This window comes from Gelidimonas diazotrophica (genome assembly GCF_055694025.1).
Map to the genome: position 1 here is coordinate 1,285,815 of NZ_CM146349.1, position 18,467 is coordinate 1,304,281.

Sequence of the window (18,467 nt, forward strand, 5' to 3'; positions counted from 1 at the left end):
TTACTGTGTGCACTCCATGATTAAATTTACGCTTTACTCGCGACTGTATTGCCATTTGTGCGATGACATGTTGCAAGCATTGGAGGCGCTGCGGGAGCTAGCTTCATTTGAAGTGGAAGTTCTGGATGTCGATAGGGATGAGGCCTTGTTGGCGCAGTATGACGAACTGGTGCCAGTGCTGGTCGGGTGTCGTGACGATGCGACCGCGCTGCAGTTATGCCACTATCATCTGGATGTAGCGAAGGTAAGTGCATTTTTGATGACCCAGCCGGATCATGCATGATCCCTATAATTACAGCTTCCTTGAAGCCGACGCTAATAAATGTACAGCTGTAAGTATTTTTTGAGACGCACTAATTACTTGCGGTAAGCACTATGTTTTTTCATATACCCCTTATACATTATATTTTTTAGAGAGTTATCACGAACCTGATAAGAGATCATTTTTGTGACGTGCTGACGTTCCGGATTGGTTTGGTGGGGAAATTTTTCTGCTTGATCTTTGCAGTTTGTTTTTGGGTTGGGGCAAGTCTACAGTCGATGGTCCCGATTACATGGGTATTCCACCCTAAAATCCGGTAAAATGCCGGCTTCGAATAACCTTCAGCAATAAGGCGCTCGCCGGGGAGATTGCCCGGCTTGGAGCGCCTTTTTTGTAACCGCGCTTGGCTCAATGAATAATATCCGCAACTTTTCCATCATCGCTCATATCGATCACGGCAAATCGACTCTGGCTGATCGCATCATCCAACTCTGCGGCGGCTTGTCGGATCGCGAAATGGAGGCGCAAGTTCTTGACTCCATGGATATCGAGCGTGAGCGTGGCATCACGATCAAGGCGCAAACGGCAGCGTTGAGTTACAAGGCCCGCGACGGCCAAATTTACAATCTGAACCTGATCGACACTCCCGGTCACGTCGATTTCAGTTACGAGGTCAGCCGGTCGTTGTCCGCTTGCGAGGGCGCGCTGCTGGTAGTGGACGCCTCGCAAGGGGTGGAGGCGCAAACCGTTGCCAACTGTTACACCGCAATTGAGTTGGGAGTGGAAGTGGTGCCGGTCTTGAACAAGATCGATTTACCCTCAGCAGACCCGGAAAACGCGATTGCGGAAATCGAGGAAGTCATCGGCATTGATGCTACCGATGCGGTCCATTGTTCCGCTAAAACTGGCTTCGGCGTGCAGGATGTACTGGAGTCGATGATTCGCAGGGTGCCGCCGCCGCAAGGCGACCCGGATGCGCCGTTGCAGGCCCTGATCGTCGATTCGTGGTTCGATAATTATGTCGGTGTGGTAATGCTGGTGCGCGTAAAAAACGGCACCCTTCGTCCCAAGGATAAGATTCTGTTCATGGCTACCGGGGCGCAACATCTGGTCGAAAGCGTTGGGGTGTTTACGCCCAAATCCGTGTCCAGAAGTTCCTTGTCGGCAGGGCAAGTCGGCTTCATCATCGCTGGCATCAAGGAATTGAAGTCGGCCAAGGTGGGCGACACAGTAACCTTGCTGGGCAAACCTGCGGCAGAAGCGTTACCCGGCTTCAAGGAAATCCAGCCGCAAGTCTTTGCCGGCCTGTTTCCGGTCGAAGCGAATCAGTATGATGCATTACGCGACTCGCTCGAGAAGCTGAAACTGAACGATGCGGCATTACAATATCAACCGGAAGTGTCGCAGGCGCTCGGTTTCGGTTTTCGCTGCGGATTCCTGGGCTTGCTGCACATGGAAATCGTCCAGGAGCGTCTGGAGCGCGAGTTCGATATGGACTTGATTACTACCGCGCCTACAGTGATTTACGAGGTTGTGTTGCGCGATGGCACCATTTTAATGGTCGATAATCCATCCAAGATGCCCGAGCCCTCCAAAATCGAAGAGATTCGCGAACCCATCGTCACCGTCAACCTCTACATGCCGCAGGAATATGTCGGCTCGGTGATCACGCTGTGCACCCAGAAGCGCGGCATTCAGATCGACATGAATTACCATGGCAAGCAAGTTCAATTGACCTACGAAATACCGATGGCGGAAATCGTGCTGGACTTTTTTGACCGTCTGAAATCGACTTCACGCGGCTACGCATCGATGGATTATGTGTTCAAAGAATACCGCACGGCCGATGTAGTCAAGGTAGACATGCTGATCAATAGCGAGAAAGTCGATGCGCTGGCGATCATTGTGCATCGCGCCAACAGTCTATATCGCGGCCGCGCAGTGGCTGCGAAAATGCGCGAACTGATTCCGCGTCAGATGTTTGACGTCGCAATCCAGGCTGCCATCGGCGCCAACATCATTTCACGCGAGAATGTCAAAGCCTTGCGCAAGAACGTGTTGGCCAAGTGTTACGGCGGCGATATCAGCCGCAAGCGCAAGCTGCTGGAAAAACAGAAGGCCGGTAAAAAACGCATGAAACAAGTCGGCTCAGTGGAAATTCCGCAAGAAGCGTTCCTGGCTATTTTACAAGTGGATGACAAATGAACCTGCAAGCTATTTTGGGAAATTTCGCATTAATTCTCTTCGTTCTGACGATTGTTACCGGGGTGGTCTGGTTTCTGGACAAGTTTTATTTGTCTAAGCAGCGGCGTGCTGCGGCAAATGCTGCTTTGGCTGCATTTGATGCACGCAATGCCAAGTTGCAAAGCGATGGCATCAAACTCGATGTCAGCGGACGTGCCGCGATGGAATCCAATATTCTCAGACAACCCACCTGGATTGAATATTCCGGGAGTTTTTTTCCTGTTATTGCGATGGTTTTTTTTCTGCGCTCATTTTTGTATGAACCTTTCAAGATACCGTCGAGTTCGATGGTGCCAACCCTGGTGATAGGGGATTTGATTCTGGTAAATAAATTCACTTACGGGATTCGTTTGCCTATCATTAACAAGAAAATAATCGAAGTCAACGATCCGCAGCGCGGTGATGTGATGGTATTCAAATACCCGAAGGATACGGCTCTGGATTACATCAAACGGGTGGTCGGTGTGCCTGGCGATAAAATAGTGTACAAAAACAAGCGCTTAACGGTAAATGGTGAAAAAATCAGCTACCAGCCACTACCGGATTATCTTGACGAAGAACATTTGAACTATTCCAAGCAATATATGGAGAACTTGACCGGGGCCGCGCACCAGATTCTCAACGATGAGCGGGCGCCATCGTTCGTGCAAAATCCCGATGCTTTTCCGCAGCATGAATTGTGTACTTATAATATCGAAGGATTCGCGTGTACCGTGCCGAAAGGGCATTACTTCATGATGGGCGACAATCGCGACAATAGTCTGGATAGCCGCTACTGGGGTTTTGTTCCGGATCAGAATATAGTCGGCAAAGCATTCTTCGTCTGGATGAATCTGGGCGATATCAAACGTATCGGCAGTTTCCATTAAATCAAAACGGGGGAGTGGATGTATGCGCACGGCAGTAAAAATCAGGCAACAGGGGCTTACTCTGGTAGGGTTGATTTTTGTATTGGCAATTGTCGCCGTGATCGCCATATTGGCGATGAAAGTGGTGCCAACTGCGATTGAATATAGCGCAATCCGCAAGGCTATCGTGTCGGCCAAAGCCGCTGGCACGACTGTGGCTGAAATCCGGGCTGCCTTCGACCGGCAAGCAAATGTCGGCTATATCGATGCGATTGCCGGCAAGGATCTGGACATCACTCAAGTTGATGGTGAAACGGCGGTAAGCTTTGCTTACCAGAAAAAAATTCCTCTGTTTGGCCCTGCTACCCTGTTGCTTGAATATGCCGGCACCACGGCCAAAATTTCTCCAACCAAAGTGTTAGATTGAGATAAATTGAAATAGATAGAGTTACGGACCAAAATGGATTTGATGTTATTGCAAAATCGGATGGGCCATACGTTCAAGAATATTGCCTTGATGGAACAGGCCTTGACGCATCGCAGCCACAGCAGCTTGCACAATGAGCGTGTCGAGTTCTTAGGGGACTCGATTCTGAATTGTGTGGTCGCTTCATTATTGTATAAGCGCTACCCCGGCATCAATGAAGGGGATTTGTCACGCGTGCGTGCCAACCTCGTCAAGCAGCAGGCATTGTTCGAGATAGCCCAAAGCCTGGGCTTGTCGCATTTTCTCCGTCTGGGCGAAGGAGAATTGAAATCCGGTGGTTTCCGGCGGCCATCCATATTGGCCGATACGCTCGAAGCCATGTTCGGCGCTATTTATCTGGACGCAGGTTTTAACGTTGCACACGATGTCATTTGCGCGCTATACAACCCGATTCTGGATTCGGTCAATCTGACTACTTTAGGTAAAGATGCCAAAACGCTATTGCAAGAATTTCTGCAAGGCAAAAAAATAGCTTTGCCACAATACAATGTGGTGGCCACGCACGGGGCGGCACACAATCAGGAGTTCGAAATTGAATGCCTGGTTCCCAAGCTCGATATCCAGGTATTCGGCACTGGCGGAAACCGGCGTGCAGGGGAACAGGAAGCGGCAAAACTGGCACTGGAGGCGGCAAAAGCTGCAGCCTTGAAGCCAGCTGCACACAAGATCAAGCCGCGTACTTCACAATTGAAACTGGCTGGAATAGCGACACACCAGCCTGATGCGCCAGTAAATTCAACTGCCGAGAATACTGAGCGAAACCCGGAGCGCTCCGGACTCGACAGCGCAAAAATAATATAATGTCAGTATGTTCGAATCCATAATCCGAACCCCACCATCCATTACAGCCACCGATACTCAAAAACGCATGACAGAATCCGTAACTTCCGTAACTTCCGTAACTTCCGAAGCTTCCGCAACGCCCCCAACCCCCGCTAATTTTCGCTGTGGGTACATCGCTATTGTCGGTCGCCCCAACGTCGGGAAGTCGACCTTGATGAACGCCTTGATTGGCGCCAAAGTCAGCATTACGTCGCGCAAGGCGCAAACCACGCGCCATCGCATCACCGGCATTCAGACGGTTGAGGATGCGCAATTCGTATATGTCGATACGCCAGGCTTCCAGACGCGCCATTCGAATGCGTTGAACAAGACGCTCAATCGCACGGTCACTGGTACGCTCGGTGCTTCCGACGTGATCCTGTTCATCATCGAAGCCGGCACGTTCGGCCCTGCGGATAGCCAGGTACTGGCGCTGATCCCCAAAGACGTGCCCTGCATTCTGGTCATCAATAAATCGGACCGCATCAAGGACAAGGCAGTGTTGCTGCCGTTTGCACAGAAAATTGCGGCGATGCATAATTTTTCTGCAGTAGTGCCGGTGTCGGCAAAATTGCGCTTTCAGCTCGATAACCTGCAAGGCGAAACCAAGCGTTTCCTGCCGGAAAATCAACCGGTGTTCGGTCCCGACGATATTACGGACCGCAGCGAAAAATTTCTTGCAGCCGAGATCGTGCGGGAAAAGCTATTCCGATTTGTCGGTGATGAGTTGCCGTATACCAGCACCGTGCTGATCGAGAAGTTTGAGCAGGAAGGCGATCTGCGGCGCGTTTTTGCTGCCATTCTGGTGGAACGCGACACGCACAAGTCGATGGTCATCGGCCAAAAAGGCGCGCGACTGAAAGATATCTCGACCCAGTCGCGGCTCGATATGGAAAAACTCTTCGGCGGCCCGGTCTATCTTGAAATCTGGATCAAAGTAAAATCCGGCTGGGCCGATAACGAAGCCGGATTGCGCGCCTACGGTTACGAGTAAGACCAGGAATCTGATGGACGTGATGGAAGTGACAAGCGCTGACGTCACGCAGCCGTCCGATGCTGCAACATCCGTGCTGCAGGACAGTATTCCTGAATCCAGCAAGCCAGTCGTCAAGCGCGGCCCACGGGCCCAGCGCGCGGCCAATTCCACTAGTGCGGTTGCAGAACAATCGCCCAAGCGGTTCCAGTCGCTGGAAAAAAATCATCGTATCCTGGCGCAACCCGGTTTCGTGCTGCACAGTTATCCGTACAAGGAAACCAGCCTGATCATCGATTTTTTTTCGCGTGATCATGGTCGCGTGGCGTTGGTTGCCAAAGGCGCCAAGCGTCCTCATTCTGCCCTGCGTGGCGCGCTGCAGACGTTTCAGCCGTTATCGGTGGGCTGGAGCGGCAAGGCGGAAATCCGTACCCTGATTAGCGCTGAATGGGTCGGCGGCTTGCTGCCGCTGGAGAAATCCGCGCTCTTGTGCGGCTTTTATCTGAATGAATTACTGGTCAAGTTGCTGGCGCGCGATGATCCGCATCCAGTTCTGTTTAATCATTACGTTTCGACGCTGAACCAGTTGGCGCATGGTGAAGCCGCACCGATTGTATTGCGCCGCTTTGAGCGTGCGTTGCTGAAAGAAACTGGAGTGGCGGCTGATCTGACGCTGTGCACCACTACGCGAGAGGTCGTAACAGCGGATGCAATATATGTCGTCGACCCGGAGCGCGGAGCGCGTCTGGCGCGGCCGAGCGATCCCTGGCCGCGGGTTAAAGGGCAGACTTTGCTGGATATGGAGTGCGGGAATTATGCCGCTGCAACCACTCTTGCCCAGAGTAAGCTCTTGATGCGCGCATTGCTGGCCCATCATTTGGGCGGTGCACCGCTGAATACGCGTCAAATTCTGATAGATTTAATGCAGTTATAAGTCAACCATAGTCACCACTCTCCATCACCCAAATGAGCTTCTTGCAACCGACCAGTCAAATCATCGATTTAGGCGTCAATATCGATCACGTAGCAACCTTGCGCAATGCGCGTGGCACTATTTATCCGGACCCCATCCGCGCTGCGTTGTGTGCAGAAGAGGCCGGCGCTGATTCCATTACCCTGCATTTGCGCGAGGATCGCCGGCACATCAAGGATGCCGACGTAATAGCGATCCGGCCCCAACTGCTGACCCGGATGAATCTTGAATCGGCAGTCACCCCCGAGATGGTCGATTTCGCCTGTCGCATCAAGCCGCAGGATGTGTGCCTGGTGCCCGAGCGGCGCGCAGAAGTGACCACTGAAGGCGGGCTCGATGTGGTGCGCTACTTTACGCAAATCAAAGCCGCAATTCTCCAGTTGCAAGCGGAAAATATTCGCGTGAGCCTGTTCATCGATCCTGACCCTGAGCAGATTGCAGCTGCCGCGCAAGTCGGCGCACCGGTGATTGAACTGCATACCGGCCGCTATGCCGATGCCCATACGCAGGAAGAGCAGAGCAAGGAATTGGCACGGGTAAAAGAAGGTGTGCTGGACGGCATCAGGCGCGGCATGCAAGTCAATGCCGGTCACGGCCTGCATTACACCAATGTGCAAGCGATCGCCGCCATCACCGGGATTGCCGAACTTAACATCGGTCATGCTATCGTGGCCCATGCGGTATTCGTCGGCTGGAAAGCAGCGGTTGGCGAAATGAAGGCGATCATGGTGCAAGCACGTCTGGCTGCGCTGCAAGCGTGCGAGTAGGTGAAATAACGGATGGGTGAAAAATGATTTTCGGCATCGGCACTGACATCATCCGCATCCAGCGCATCGAGGCTGCACTGGAGCGCAATGGCGAGCGTTTTGCAGAAAAAATTCTCGGACCGCTGGAGCTGGAAAAATATCATCGGCGCAAAGAGCAGGTCGCCGCACGCGGCATCCGTTTTCTGGCTACCCGTTTTGCGGCCAAGGAAGCGTTTTCCAAGGCAATCGGACTCGGCATGCGCATGCCAATGACCTGGCGTGCGATGCAAACGCTCAATGCCCCGAGCGGCAAGCCGATCGTCGTCGTCAGCGGTGCGCTCAAGGAATTCATGGACAACAATCGGTTAGCGGCCCAAGTCTCGATTACCGACGAGACCGAGTATGCGGTCGCCTTCGTGATGGTAGAAAAAACGTAAAAATAAACATAGAAAAAGCGTAGAGAAAACATGAGAACAATTCGTAAGGCAGATTTCATTACCCCATCCCTGGTCGCCACCCTCGGCCCGATCATGCTCGATGTGGTCGGGACTACGTTGGACGCCGAAGACATCCGTCGCATCCAGCATCCGCAGACTGGCGGCGTCATACTTTTTGCGCGCAATTACACTAGCCGCAAGCAATTGACCGCATTGACCGCCGCGATCCATGCGGCCCGTCCTGGCGTACTGATTGCGGTCGATCACGAAGGCGGGCGCGTGCAGCGCTTCAAAACCGGTGGCTTCACCAAATTGCCGGCGATGCGAACTTTAGGGGCTTTGTGGGAGCGCGATGTATTGCAGGCCACCAATGTCGCCACTGCGGTGGGCTATATTCTTGCTACTGAGTTGCGCGCCTGCGGCGTCGATATGTCCTTTACCCCGGTGCTGGATCTGGATCATGGCGCTTCCAGCGTGATCGGCGACCGCGCCTTCCATCGCGATGCGCGGGTGGTCACGCTGTTGGCGAAGAGCTTGAATCATGGCCTGCTGCTCGCTGGCATGGCTAATTGCGGCAAGCATTTCCCCGGCCATGGCTTTGTCCAGGCCGATTCGCATGTCGCCATTCCGGTCGACGAGCGCCCGCTGCAGGCTATTCTGGCGGAAGATGCTGCGCCTTACGACTGGCTCGGCATGAGTTTGTCGGCAGTGATGCCGGCACATGTAATCTACCCCAAGGTGGATAAGCATCCAGCCTGCTTTTCCAAAAAATGGTTGTCGATGCTGCGCAATAAGATGGGTTTCGAAGGCGTCATTTTCAGCGATGATCTGAGCATGGAAGGCGCCAGCGTGGCGGGCAGCGTACTCGACGGCGCCAAGGCAGCGCTGAAAGCAGGTTGCGACGTGGTGCTGATCTGCAACGCACCAGACAAGGCAGATCAGTTGCTGGCAGGGATCAAGCCTGGCACCAGCCTGGTAGCGCGTACCGCTGCTGCACGTTCGGCGGCGCGCCTCGCAGCCATGTTGCCGGCGGGGCCAGCGCTGGATTGGCAAAACTTGCAGCAGGATGCGCGTTACCAGGCAGCGCTTGTCCTGATGAAATCGCTATAAATGGTATTTATATAGAGTATATTTTTTACCGCACTAAATTAATGCGGTAATAGCCTTGTTTCTTGATATACATAGCTTAGTATGTTTTATTTTCTGGTGCCGCCTAAGCACTGCCCCTGACTGACACATTACGTATTGATGTCTTCGCGATGACCGAAAATGTTGTTCCACTTCCACGTGATCTCGTTTTGGAAACGGTTGCCAAACTGCCGCATTTGCCCGGTGTGTATCGCTATTTCGATCTGGAAGATAAGGTGTTGTATGTCGGCAAGGCGCGTGACCTGAAAAAACGCGTTTCGAGTTATTTTCTGAAAAACCTCGCCAGCCCACGCACCGCAATGATGGTCGAGCGTATCGTTCGACTGGAAACCACGGTGACTCGTAGCGAGGCCGAGGCCTTGATCCTCGAAAACAATCTGATCAAATCGCTGCAGCCGCGCTTCAATATTCTGTTTCGCGACGACAAGTCGTATCCTTATCTGAAGATCAGCGGGCAGAAAGTGCCGCGCATGGCGTATTACCGGGGCGCGGTCGACAAGAAAAGCCAGTATTTCGGGCCGTTCCCGAGCGCTTGGGCGGTCAGGGAATCGATGCAAATCCTGCAGAAGGTTTTCCTGCTGCGCACCTGCGAAGATAGCGTGTTTGCCAACCGCACCCGGCCCTGTCTATTGCATCAGATCCACCGCTGCAGCGCGCCTTGCGTAAATATTATTGCGCAGGAGGATTACCTGGTCGATGTCGAGAATGCAGCCAAATTCCTGCGTGGGCGGCAGTCTGAAGTGCTGCAGACGCTGGAAGTGAAGATGCATGCGTTTGCCGCTGAACTCAAGTTCGAGCAGGCTGCAGCCGTACGCAATCAGATGAATGCCTTGTCGCGCGTGTTGCACCAGCAAAGCATGGAGACCACCGACGATAGCGATATCGATATCATCGCGGTGCTGGTGCAGGGCGGGCGCGCCTGTGTCAATCTGGCCATGGTGCGGGGCGGACGCCATCTCGGCGACCGCGCTTATTTTCCGATCCAGCTCGACCACGCTGACGTAGGTGCCGGCACGCTGGAAGTTGAAGTTTTGAAGGCATTTCTGGCTCAGCATTATCTCGACAAATTTATTCCCGGCACGCTGATCCTGAGCATCGAATTTGATGAGCCGGCCCTGATGGTGGCGCTGATGGAGCAATGCGGTCATCGCATCAATCTGCTGTTTCAGCCGCATGGACAGCGCCATCAATGGCTGGAAATGGCCGCCAAGGGAGCTGAAATATCGCTTGCGCGCCTGCTCTCGGAGCAAGGCTCGCAGCAAACGCGCACCCGTATGCTGGTCGATGTGCTGGGCATTGATATTGCCGATATCGATGCATTGCGCATCGAATGCTTCGATATCAGTCACACCCAAGGCGAAGCTACTCAGGCATCGTGCGTGGTGTTCCAGCATCATGCGATGCAAAATGGCGAATACCGGCGCTACAACATCACCGACATTACGCCCGGCGACGATTACGCAGCAATGCGTCAGGTATTGAAGCGGCGTTACGAGAAAATCGCCAACGGCGACGGCATAATGCCGGACGTGGTGTTGATCGATGGCGGCAAAGGCCAAGTCGAGATGGCGCGGCAAGTGTTTAGCGAGCTGGGGCTCGATATCAGCCTGATTGTCGGCGTCGCCAAAGGGGAGGGCCGCAAAGTCGGGTTGGAGACGCTGGTGTTCGTTGACGGCCGTGCGCCGCAGGAACTGGGGCGCGAATCTGCCGCCCTGATGCTGGTGGCGCAGATCCGGGATGAAGCGCATCGTTTTGCGATCACCGGCATGCGCGCCAAGCGTGCTAAAACGCGCCAGACTTCGCGTCTGGAAGAGATTGAAGGAATTGGCGCTAAACGGCGTCAGAAACTTCTGATACGCTTCGGCGGTCTGCGCGGTGTGGCTGATGCCAGCGTGGATGATATCGCTTCGGTTGAGGGCATTTCGCGACAACTGGCAGAAGAGATCTACAAGCAACTGCACTGAATCAACTGTGCTGAATCCTTCGCTGGATTGCCTTATCAGCGATTCGCATATTAAGATAAGAATCAAAAGATAAACTTATGCCACTAAACATTCCTATTCTTCTTACCTGGTTGCGCGTCGCGCTGATTCCGCTGGTGGTCGGCGTATTTTATTTGCCCCACGGAATGTTGTCGCCCGACGCCCAAGGCTTGGCCTCAACGCTCATATTCATAGTGGCTGCCATAACGGATTGGTTGGACGGCTTTCTGGCCCGCCGCTGGAATGAGACTTCTGCATTTGGCGCTTTTCTGGACCCGGTGGCGGACAAGTTGATGGTAGCGGGCGCATTGCTGATACTGGTGCATCTGAACCGTGTCGATGCCGTGATTGCATTCATTATTATTGGGCGGGAAATCACTATCTCGGCGTTGCGCGAGTGGATGGCGCAGATCGGCGCTTCCAAATCGGTTGCAGTAAGCTCTTTGGGGAAAATCAAAACCGCGGCGCAAATGATTGCCATCCCGATGCTGCTTTACTATGATGACCTGTTTGGCGTAATCGACACGCGCCTGTATGGCGCCTGGCTGATGGCTGTGGCGGCGGTTCTTACCGTGTGGTCGATGTTTTATTATCTGCGCCGAGCATGGCCGCTTATCAAAGAAAACGCCGGTAGAGTGCTCTAAGTTCTTGACAAGCAATTTACGTATTATATAATGTGCGACTGTTGTGAACGCGGGAGTAGCTCAGTTGGTAGAGCGCAACCTTGCCAAGGTTGAGGTCGAGAGTTCGAGCCTCTTCTCCCGCTCCAGTTTTAGAAGTGGCAGTAAGGTTAGAAAATCAGTAAAGCAAGAAAATTGCGGGAGTAGCTCAGTTGGTAGAGCGCAACCTTGCCAAGGTTGAGGTCGAGAGTTCGAGCCTCTTCTCCCGCTCCAGTTTTAGAGGTAGCAGTAAGGTTAGAAAATCAGTAAAGCAAGAAAATTGCGGGAGTAGCTCAGTTGGTAGAGCGCAACCTTGCCAAGGTTGAGGTCGAGAGTTCGAGCCTCTTCTCCCGCTCCAGTTTATAAAAGGAAGCTATCAAGCTTCCTTTTTCTATTTCTGCCTGGCTTTTTCCCGTGTCTGCATATTGGACTGCGAATTGCGCCGTACGGCTTTGATGAAGTAACGATTCAAGCCTTCTTGGCCCACAGACTGCACCAGCCTTCGGGGCTGATCTGACCATCGACCAGCTTGCAGGTATTCGACTCGGCGATGAAATTCTGGCATCCGCTGCATTTCTGCTCGCCTTTCGGCTGAGTCTGGTACTGCACGCTTGCCTGTGGCACTTTCTTGGTCGCCGCCGGTGCGGCAGAATCTGCACTGGGGGTTGGAGCGCTGGCTGGAGCGGAACTGGTTGAGTTCGCGCCTTTCTTTGAATCACACCCAGAAAGTGCGGTCGGTAGCCACAGACTGCAACCAACCGCCAGTGCTCCACGCAATACAACCCTGCGTGGCGGGATTTCTTCTTGCATCATGCTTTCTCCTTTGGGGGATGCTTCCTGGATCTTGCCGCGCCTTGCTTTCACCTTGCCATTGAACTGCTTCCAGTTGCCTTCAACGATATTCCAGTTCATATCAAACTCCTTCCGTTCGGGACCTGACTGGCGGAATTGCCAATCGAGCATCCTTTGTCGCAGCCGGCCTCTCGCCACTTGTGCACCTCGCGCAGCGACCGGTTGCCGAGGGGCGGTGTGGCGACCGCCTGGACTGATTTCATGGAAACTCCGGATGCAAGTGCACGGCTAGTCGCATGATCAGCGGGTATCAGGACTCTCGCATTGCCCTTGGTGTGCGGCTAACGGTCTTCACCATCTCGAATTCACGTACTTCATGCAGGCTTAATGACACAGCGGGCGCACCGGCTTTTGGCTAACCAGTGCGCCAAAATCCCGGCTGGCATCCCAGGCGAAAAAACAGTATAGGTTCAGCAATGCACAGCACTTTGTTTGTTTTTTTGTCATCGCTGTCGTTATCTTGTTCGATTTCACAGCGGCCGGATTGAGAGAAATCAAGCAGATTGCAGTCAATTTAAGCCGCATCAACAAAACCTGCAGCGACGCCAACAACAGCGCGATGTCGTGTCATATCATCAAAAACATCATCCACGAAAGCCACGCGACCATGGAAACCGCCAACTTCGACCAGGTGGTATCGATTCCCGCCGCAGACGCGGTTATCGAAGGACGCCTGGTGCTGCCCGGCAAAGCCATCGGCATTGTGGTGTTTGCCCACGGCAGCGGCAGTTCACGTCATAGCCCGCGCAACAATTATGTGGCGAGCGTGCTGCATCAGGCACAGATCGGCACGCTGCTGCTGGACCTGTTGACGCCGCAGGAAGATGAAAAATACGCAAACCGGTTTGATATCGCACTGCTCACCCAGCGTCTGCTTGCCGCACTGGAATGGCTAAAGAGCGAAACGCGGAGCCGGGCATGCAAGCTGGGAATTTTCGGTGCCAGTACCGGCGCTGCCGCCGCACTGGAAGCTGCAGCGGTGCTGGGCGACGGCATTAGCGCGGTCGTGTCGCGCGGTGGACGCCCCGATCTGGCCAGCAGCAACGCGCTGCATAAGGTCCGGGCAGCGACCCTGTTGATCGTCGGCGCGCAAGACCAGCAAGTGCTGCAACTGAATCGACAGGCCTATGCCCAATTGCAATGCGAAAAATCTTTGCACATCATTCCTGGCGCGACCCATTTGTTTGAGGAAGCCGGCACCCTGGAACAGGTCGCCCATAGTGCGGCGGACTGGTTTGAAAAAATGTTTCGGAGTTAGAGTGACAGCCGACATGGATACGCAGCAAAACTGTCGCCCCATATCAAAGTTAGACCTATCCATTGACCCATCACAAGCCGGGAAAAAGCAATGACTGCGTTTGAGATAGTCGCACTTATAGGCGCTCTTGCGGGCCTTTCCATGGTTCTTGGGGGCATATGGTTGGTAGCAAAGGGAGTCATTACGATGGCCGCAACCCCCAAGGCGGATGCGCTGACAATTGAATGGAAGAAACAGTTTAGGCTGAATACTCAGGTTCCCGGCTTGGCATTCTTTCTAGTCGGCCTACTGTTTGTATCTGTCTCATTGGGGTTTCTGAAGCCCCCAGAAATAGTGCCGATCGAATTTGAAGGCCAAATCAAGGGAGTTGATGAGCCTGTTTCTGTCTTTGTACGGCCCGCGAATTGGGAGCTGCCCAGCAACACAACGGGACAAATAAACGGGAAGGTATATCCAGACTTCTCTTTTCTAGTGCTCATAATTAGTGCGCCAGGATACGAGCCGTTCACGAAGTCGATAAAGATAGGCGCCGACGGCCAGCGCCTGGCACGACTTGGTACCTTAGAATTGCGTCGCAAAATTCGCGAGAGTGACCTCGACAAAAAGATCGCCGACCTGCCGTTCAACTCGCCTGCACCCGCAGCGCCTAACGCCGCTGCCTTCGGAGTACCGCAATGAAAGACCGCAGATATTTTCTTTCAGCAATCGTTGCCGCCTCGGCATTGGCATTGGCATTGGCATCCTCAGCAATTGCGCAACCCATCTACGGACCGAGCGTTCCAGTTCAAGGTCAACTGCTGTCACGCAACCTCAACAGTCCAGTCCCAGGTGTAACCGTGTTTCTGATCCATCCAGTATTGGGGCGAAGCGGACCTTCGTTTACAGACGCATATGGCCGCTTTGGATGGTTCGCAATACCCATTCGACCGGAGCCCTACTTCATTGAGTTGTACTGGGGCCAGAATTTGATCTACCGCCAATTGATTTCGATAACCGCCCCAACGCAGCTTCCGCCAATCTATCTGTGACAAAGCAGTCTAACTTAATCCTGCGGCCGAGCGGGACGCCCCGATCTCCACGTTAGCAAGCTTGGCGTGCGTTGCACGCAGCGATTCAACAACTGGCGACATTTCTGTCGTGAGCGTACGCCCGCAGGCATGCGGCGCAATGGTGCAGCAGGGATTTCGAATGGTATGCCATTCGCCTGCGAAACGGTAATGGCTTGCAAGCCATTACGCGCCCTGCAAGGGCTGCGCTTATTGACGCCCTACGAATTCATCCTATACACCAGATATGTATTTTTATAATGCTAATGAGAACGTGCGGACAATGATGCATTATTGGCTATACTCCACTTATTCATGATTTAGCATGGTGCAATATCGCTGACAGTAAAGGTACCGCGGCATCGGCGATGCGGTCCAGGCTGTGTTCGCGCAACTGCCCCAGATCGACCGTGTTATCCGTTTCTAGACCGGCCCAGCGCAATAGCGCGGCGCAGGCTTCGGGGCTGTCGAACAGGCCATGCAAGTAGGTACCCATGATTTGATCGTCGGCTGAACGTGCGCCTTCCGGCCGCGTTTGGACGCCATCGTCGATGATGAAGACTGGGTGCGCTAATGCTGCGCCGTGCGAAATGCCCATGTGGATTTCGTAACCCGCCACCGGAATACATGCTTCGACATCGCCAAACGCGCAGTGGCCGGCGGCTTGCGATAGATGCTTGTCTTTTGTCAGCAGCGTGTCGATATCGAGCAAGCTCAGCGCGGGTGTGACGCCTGCCGCGCCTTCGACACCGTGCGGGTCGGTCACGCTTTGGCCCAGCATCTGGAAGCCGCCGCAGATGCCGATCAGCTTGCCGCCGTAGCGCAAATGCTTGACCAACGCATCCTGCCAGCCTTGCGCTTTCAGCCAGTCGAGGTCGGCGCGGGTGTTTTTGCTGCCGGGCAGAATGATCAGGTCGGCGCTCGGGATCGCGTGGCCGGGGCCGACGAAGATCAGGTCAACGTCGGGATGGGCGCGCAGCGCGTCGAAATCGGTGTGGTTGGAAATGCGCGGGAACACCGGCACCACGACGCGGAATTTTCCGCCGGCGGTCTGGCCCGGCTGGATCGCGTCTTCAGCGTCCAGGAACAGGCCGTGCAGATAGGGCAAGACCGCCAGCACAGGTTTTCCGGTTTGCTGTTCCAGCCAGTCCAGGCCGGGTTCGAGCAGGCTGATGTCGCCGCGAAAACGGTTGATCACGAAGCCGATGATGCGCGCGCGTTCGCTGTCCGACAGGCAGGCCAGGGTGCCGACGAAATGGGCGAACACACCGCCGCGATCAATATCGGCCACTAGAATTACCGGGCAATCGGCTGCTTCGGCAAAGCCCATGTTGGCGATGTCGCGGTCGCGCAGATTGATTTCGGCCGGACTGCCCGCGCCTTCGACCAGCACCACTTCATAGCCGGCCAGCAAGCGCTGGTGCGATTCCAGCACCGCTGCCATCGCGATCGTTTTGTACTGGTGGTAATCGCGTGCATTCATGTCGGCGCGCACCTGGCCATGGATGATGACTTGCGCGCCGGTGTCGCTGGAGGGTTTCAGCAGCACCGGGTTCATGTCGGTATGCGGTTCCAAACCGGCGGCCCGCGCCTGCAAGGCTTGGGCGCGGCCGATCTCGCCGCCGTCGGCTGTGACTGCACTGTTCAGTGCCATGTTCTGCGGTTTGAATGGCACTACCCGTATTTTTTCACGCGCCAGCAGGCGGCACAGCGCGGCAACCACGGTGGATTTGCCAGCGTCGGAGGTGGTGCCTTGCACCATCAAAGTACGGTAGGGGAAGTTTGTCATTGCTTAATCTTTCGGTGTTGACGCGCCAGTTCGAGTTTTTCGCACAGTGCAGCCGCACCGTCTATCATGCGCGGGCCGGCGCGGCTGAGAAGGTCGCCGTCGAGTGAAAACAAATTACCGCGCTGCACCGCCGTCATGGTGCTGTAGCGCTTCCATACATTGACGCCGCCGCTGGCTTGATTGCGCTGGTCGCCGCTGAAAATGGCTTCCGGATTTTCTTGCAGCACCGCTTCGATGCTGACATTGGGCGCAGTGACCTTCATGTTGGCAAAGATGTTTTCGCCGCCGCACAGGCGCATCGCGTCGCTCAGGATGTGCTGGCCGTTGAGCGTGTACAAGGGTTTGTCCCAGACTTGGTAAAACATCCGCACTGGCGGCCGGCTTTGGTATTGCGTTTTCAGCTTTGCCAGTTTCTGGCGCAGCACGGCGGCGGCTGCTTGTGCCGTCTTGTCGGTTCCCAGTAATTGGCCGATGCGCAGGATGTTGTCGGCAATGTCATCGAGCTTGTGCGGCTCGCTGTAAAACAGTGGGATGCCGAGTGCGCGCAATTGCGTGATCTGGCGTTCCGCATTGCCATGCAGCCAGACCACGATCAAGTCCGGCTTGAGCGCGATCACCCGTTCCATGTCGATCTGGCGATTGTCGCCGACTTGCGGGATGCTTTTGGCGGCGGGTGGAAAATCGCTGTAGCTGACGGTGCCGACGATGCGTTTGCCGCCACCGGCCGCGAATACCAGTTCGGTCACGTGCGGGGCCAGCGTCACGATCCGCAGCGCCGGTTTTTGCAGGGTCACTGTCTTGCCGGCGTCATCCTGCACGCTAATGGTCGCCATTGCCGGACCAGCTGCAACTTGGAATAAGCAGAGGATGAAAAATAGCCAAGGCAGTCGATTGTTCATAGTTTTTCTTTGTCCCAAGTCGTTAGCGCCGCGCTCAAGCGTTGCCATCCATCTTCATCCGGTGGCAATCCAAGCCGGATGCCACGGGCGGCATTCTCAAACAGGCGCACCCAGATGCCGTGCTGCGCCATGTGCTGCCAGAAGGCAGCGGCCTGCGGTTGCTGCTCCGGCCACCACTGGTACAGGTCGCTGCCACTGCTGGCAATGCCCACTTCGGCCAGCAGTTGCCGCAGGCGCGCGCCATCCATGTGCAATTCGGCGCGCATGGCACTCTGCCATGTCCTATCCATTAATGCGGCGCGGCCGATCTGTTGCGCCGGGCCGCTGACTGCCCACGGGCCGAGCATGTCAGCCAGCGCGCTCAACATCTGCTGCCCGGCGGCGACGAAGCCCAGCCGCAGACCTGCTAATCCGAAAAATTTGCCGACCGAGCGCAGTACGATCAAGCCCGGACGGTCGCTCCATTGCGCGATGCTGTTGTGCTGCGTCATGTCGCCAAAGGCTTCGTCCACCACCAGCCAGCCGCCGCGCAATGCCAGTCGTTCAGCCCAGGCTAGCAACAGTTCCGGCGCGATAGTGGCGCCGGTCGGGTTGTTCGGATTGCAGATCACCATCACGTCGCACGCATTCACCACGGCGTCCAGTTCAGCGTAAGGAACTTGCTGCATTTGATGCCCATGCTGCGCCCAGTGGTGTGCATGTTCCGCATACGAAGGTGCTGCCACCACCACCTTGGATACGCCATTTAACAAACAGCGCAATCGTGGCAAAGCCTGGATCGCGGCTTGGGTGCCGGCCACTGGCAGCATCAGCGGCGCGTTGTAATACGCAGCCGCTGCCAGAGCTAATTCAGGATCGTTTTCCGGTAGTCGATGCCAAGCGTCAAGCGTCAGTTGCGGCACGGGATAGGGATGTGGATTGATGCCGGTCGAGAGGTCGAGCCAATCCTGCAATGGCCGACCAAAACGGATTGCAGCGTCGCGCAGATTGCCGCCGTGTTCAAGCATGGATTATTGCCTCAATAATTTATTGTTATGGAGT

The 18,467-nt window shown here is 54.8% G+C and carries 19 protein-coding genes and 3 tRNA genes; 18 read left to right on the top strand and 4 right to left on the bottom strand.

Annotated elements, in window-relative coordinates:
* Window positions 1–16: 16 nt before the first annotated feature.
* From KGFNPO_RS05965 to KGFNPO_RS06035, 15 genes are all read left to right on the top strand, one after another.
* Window positions 17–283, top strand: a complete 267-nt coding sequence (locus KGFNPO_RS05965) for a glutaredoxin family protein (protein WP_472633577.1) — start codon at window positions 17–19, stop codon at window positions 281–283.
* Between the two features lie 390 nt (window positions 284–673).
* Window positions 674–2,467 (top strand): translation elongation factor 4, encoded by a 1,794-nt coding sequence (gene lepA, locus KGFNPO_RS05970; RefSeq protein ID WP_472633578.1) that lies wholly within the window; start codon window positions 674–676, stop codon window positions 2,465–2,467.
* Window positions 2,464–3,375: a signal peptidase I gene (gene lepB / locus KGFNPO_RS05975; protein WP_472633579.1), complete on the top strand. Its 912-nt coding sequence runs from the start codon at window positions 2,464–2,466 to the stop codon at window positions 3,373–3,375. Before lepA ends, lepB begins: the two co-directional genes overlap by 4 nt.
* A gap of 22 nt (window positions 3,376–3,397) precedes the next feature.
* The gene (locus KGFNPO_RS05980; protein WP_472633581.1) at window positions 3,398–3,781 is read left to right on the top strand and encodes a DUF4845 domain-containing protein; all 384 of its coding nucleotides are present in this window, start codon (window positions 3,398–3,400) and stop codon (window positions 3,779–3,781) included.
* Window positions 3,782–3,814: 33 nt separating this feature from the next.
* On the top strand, window positions 3,815–4,642 hold the full coding sequence (gene rnc, locus KGFNPO_RS05985) for a ribonuclease III (protein ID WP_472633583.1): 828 nt from the start codon (window positions 3,815–3,817) through the stop codon (window positions 4,640–4,642).
* 67 nt (window positions 4,643–4,709) lie between these two features.
* The gene (gene era / locus KGFNPO_RS05990) at window positions 4,710–5,657 is read left to right on the top strand and encodes a GTPase Era (RefSeq protein ID WP_472633584.1); all 948 of its coding nucleotides are present in this window, start codon (window positions 4,710–4,712) and stop codon (window positions 5,655–5,657) included.
* 13 nt (window positions 5,658–5,670) lie between these two features.
* Window positions 5,671–6,570: a DNA repair protein RecO gene (recO, locus tag KGFNPO_RS05995; RefSeq protein ID WP_472633586.1), complete on the top strand. Its 900-nt coding sequence runs from the start codon at window positions 5,671–5,673 to the stop codon at window positions 6,568–6,570.
* 32 nt (window positions 6,571–6,602) lie between these two features.
* Window positions 6,603–7,376 (top strand): pyridoxine 5'-phosphate synthase, encoded by a 774-nt coding sequence (gene pdxJ, locus KGFNPO_RS06000; RefSeq protein WP_472633588.1) that lies wholly within the window; start codon window positions 6,603–6,605, stop codon window positions 7,374–7,376.
* A 23-nt stretch (window positions 7,377–7,399) separates the two neighbouring features.
* Entirely contained in the window at window positions 7,400–7,792 is a 393-nt protein-coding gene (gene acpS, locus KGFNPO_RS06005; RefSeq protein ID WP_472633589.1) for a holo-ACP synthase, read from the top strand.
* Between the two features lie 30 nt (window positions 7,793–7,822).
* Complete coding sequence (gene nagZ / locus KGFNPO_RS06010; protein WP_472633590.1) at window positions 7,823–8,902, top strand: beta-N-acetylhexosaminidase; 1,080 nt, start codon at window positions 7,823–7,825, stop codon at window positions 8,900–8,902.
* Between the two features lie 149 nt (window positions 8,903–9,051).
* Window positions 9,052–10,905 (top strand): excinuclease ABC subunit UvrC, encoded by a 1,854-nt coding sequence (uvrC, locus tag KGFNPO_RS06015; protein ID WP_472633591.1) that lies wholly within the window; start codon window positions 9,052–9,054, stop codon window positions 10,903–10,905.
* A 77-nt stretch (window positions 10,906–10,982) separates the two neighbouring features.
* Window positions 10,983–11,567: a CDP-diacylglycerol--glycerol-3-phosphate 3-phosphatidyltransferase gene (pgsA, locus tag KGFNPO_RS06020; protein ID WP_472633592.1), complete on the top strand. Its 585-nt coding sequence runs from the start codon at window positions 10,983–10,985 to the stop codon at window positions 11,565–11,567.
* A gap of 49 nt (window positions 11,568–11,616) precedes the next feature.
* A tRNA-Gly gene (locus tag KGFNPO_RS06025) sits at window positions 11,617–11,692 on the top strand.
* Between the two features lie 48 nt (window positions 11,693–11,740).
* Window positions 11,741–11,816, top strand: a tRNA-Gly gene (locus KGFNPO_RS06030).
* A gap of 48 nt (window positions 11,817–11,864) precedes the next feature.
* Window positions 11,865–11,940 (top strand) — tRNA-Gly (locus KGFNPO_RS06035).
* 110 nt (window positions 11,941–12,050) lie between these two features.
* On the opposite strand, the gene KGFNPO_RS06040 is transcribed toward KGFNPO_RS06035, so the two are convergent.
* Window positions 12,051–12,494 carry a CsbD family protein gene (locus KGFNPO_RS06040; protein ID WP_472633593.1) on the bottom strand — a complete coding sequence of 148 codons (444 nt, stop codon included), beginning with the start codon at window positions 12,492–12,494 and terminating at the stop codon, window positions 12,051–12,053.
* Window positions 12,495–13,041: 547 nt separating this feature from the next.
* Here KGFNPO_RS06040 and KGFNPO_RS06045 point away from each other — a divergent pair.
* The 3 genes from KGFNPO_RS06045 to KGFNPO_RS06055 all read left to right on the top strand — a co-directional run bounded on the left by KGFNPO_RS06045 (window position 13,042) and on the right by KGFNPO_RS06055 (window position 14,720).
* The gene (locus KGFNPO_RS06045; protein ID WP_472634397.1) at window positions 13,042–13,692 is read left to right on the top strand and encodes a dienelactone hydrolase family protein; all 651 of its coding nucleotides are present in this window, start codon (window positions 13,042–13,044) and stop codon (window positions 13,690–13,692) included.
* A gap of 90 nt (window positions 13,693–13,782) precedes the next feature.
* On the top strand, window positions 13,783–14,370 hold the full coding sequence (locus tag KGFNPO_RS06050) for a hypothetical protein (RefSeq protein WP_472633594.1): 588 nt from the start codon (window positions 13,783–13,785) through the stop codon (window positions 14,368–14,370).
* Window positions 14,367–14,720, top strand: a complete 354-nt coding sequence (locus tag KGFNPO_RS06055; protein ID WP_472633595.1) for a peptidase associated/transthyretin-like domain-containing protein — start codon at window positions 14,367–14,369, stop codon at window positions 14,718–14,720. The genes KGFNPO_RS06050 and KGFNPO_RS06055 overlap by 4 nt, the downstream gene beginning before the upstream one ends.
* A 331-nt stretch (window positions 14,721–15,051) precedes the next feature.
* Here KGFNPO_RS06055 and KGFNPO_RS06060 read toward each other — a convergent pair whose 3' ends face one another.
* The 3 genes from KGFNPO_RS06060 to cobD are packed head-to-tail and all read right to left on the bottom strand — an operon-like array spanning window position 15,052 to window position 18,433.
* Window positions 15,052–16,527: a cobyric acid synthase gene (locus KGFNPO_RS06060; protein ID WP_472633597.1), complete on the bottom strand. Its 1,476-nt coding sequence runs from the start codon at window positions 16,525–16,527 to the stop codon at window positions 15,052–15,054.
* Window positions 16,524–17,426 (bottom strand): cobalamin-binding protein, encoded by a 903-nt coding sequence (locus KGFNPO_RS06065; RefSeq protein WP_472633599.1) that lies wholly within the window; start codon window positions 17,424–17,426, stop codon window positions 16,524–16,526. The genes KGFNPO_RS06060 and KGFNPO_RS06065 overlap by 4 nt, the downstream gene beginning before the upstream one ends.
* Entirely contained in the window at window positions 17,423–18,433 is a 1,011-nt protein-coding gene (gene cobD, locus KGFNPO_RS06070; RefSeq protein WP_472633601.1) for a threonine-phosphate decarboxylase CobD, read from the bottom strand. Before cobD ends, KGFNPO_RS06065 begins: the two co-directional genes overlap by 4 nt.
* Between the last annotated feature and the right edge of the window lie 34 nt (window positions 18,434–18,467).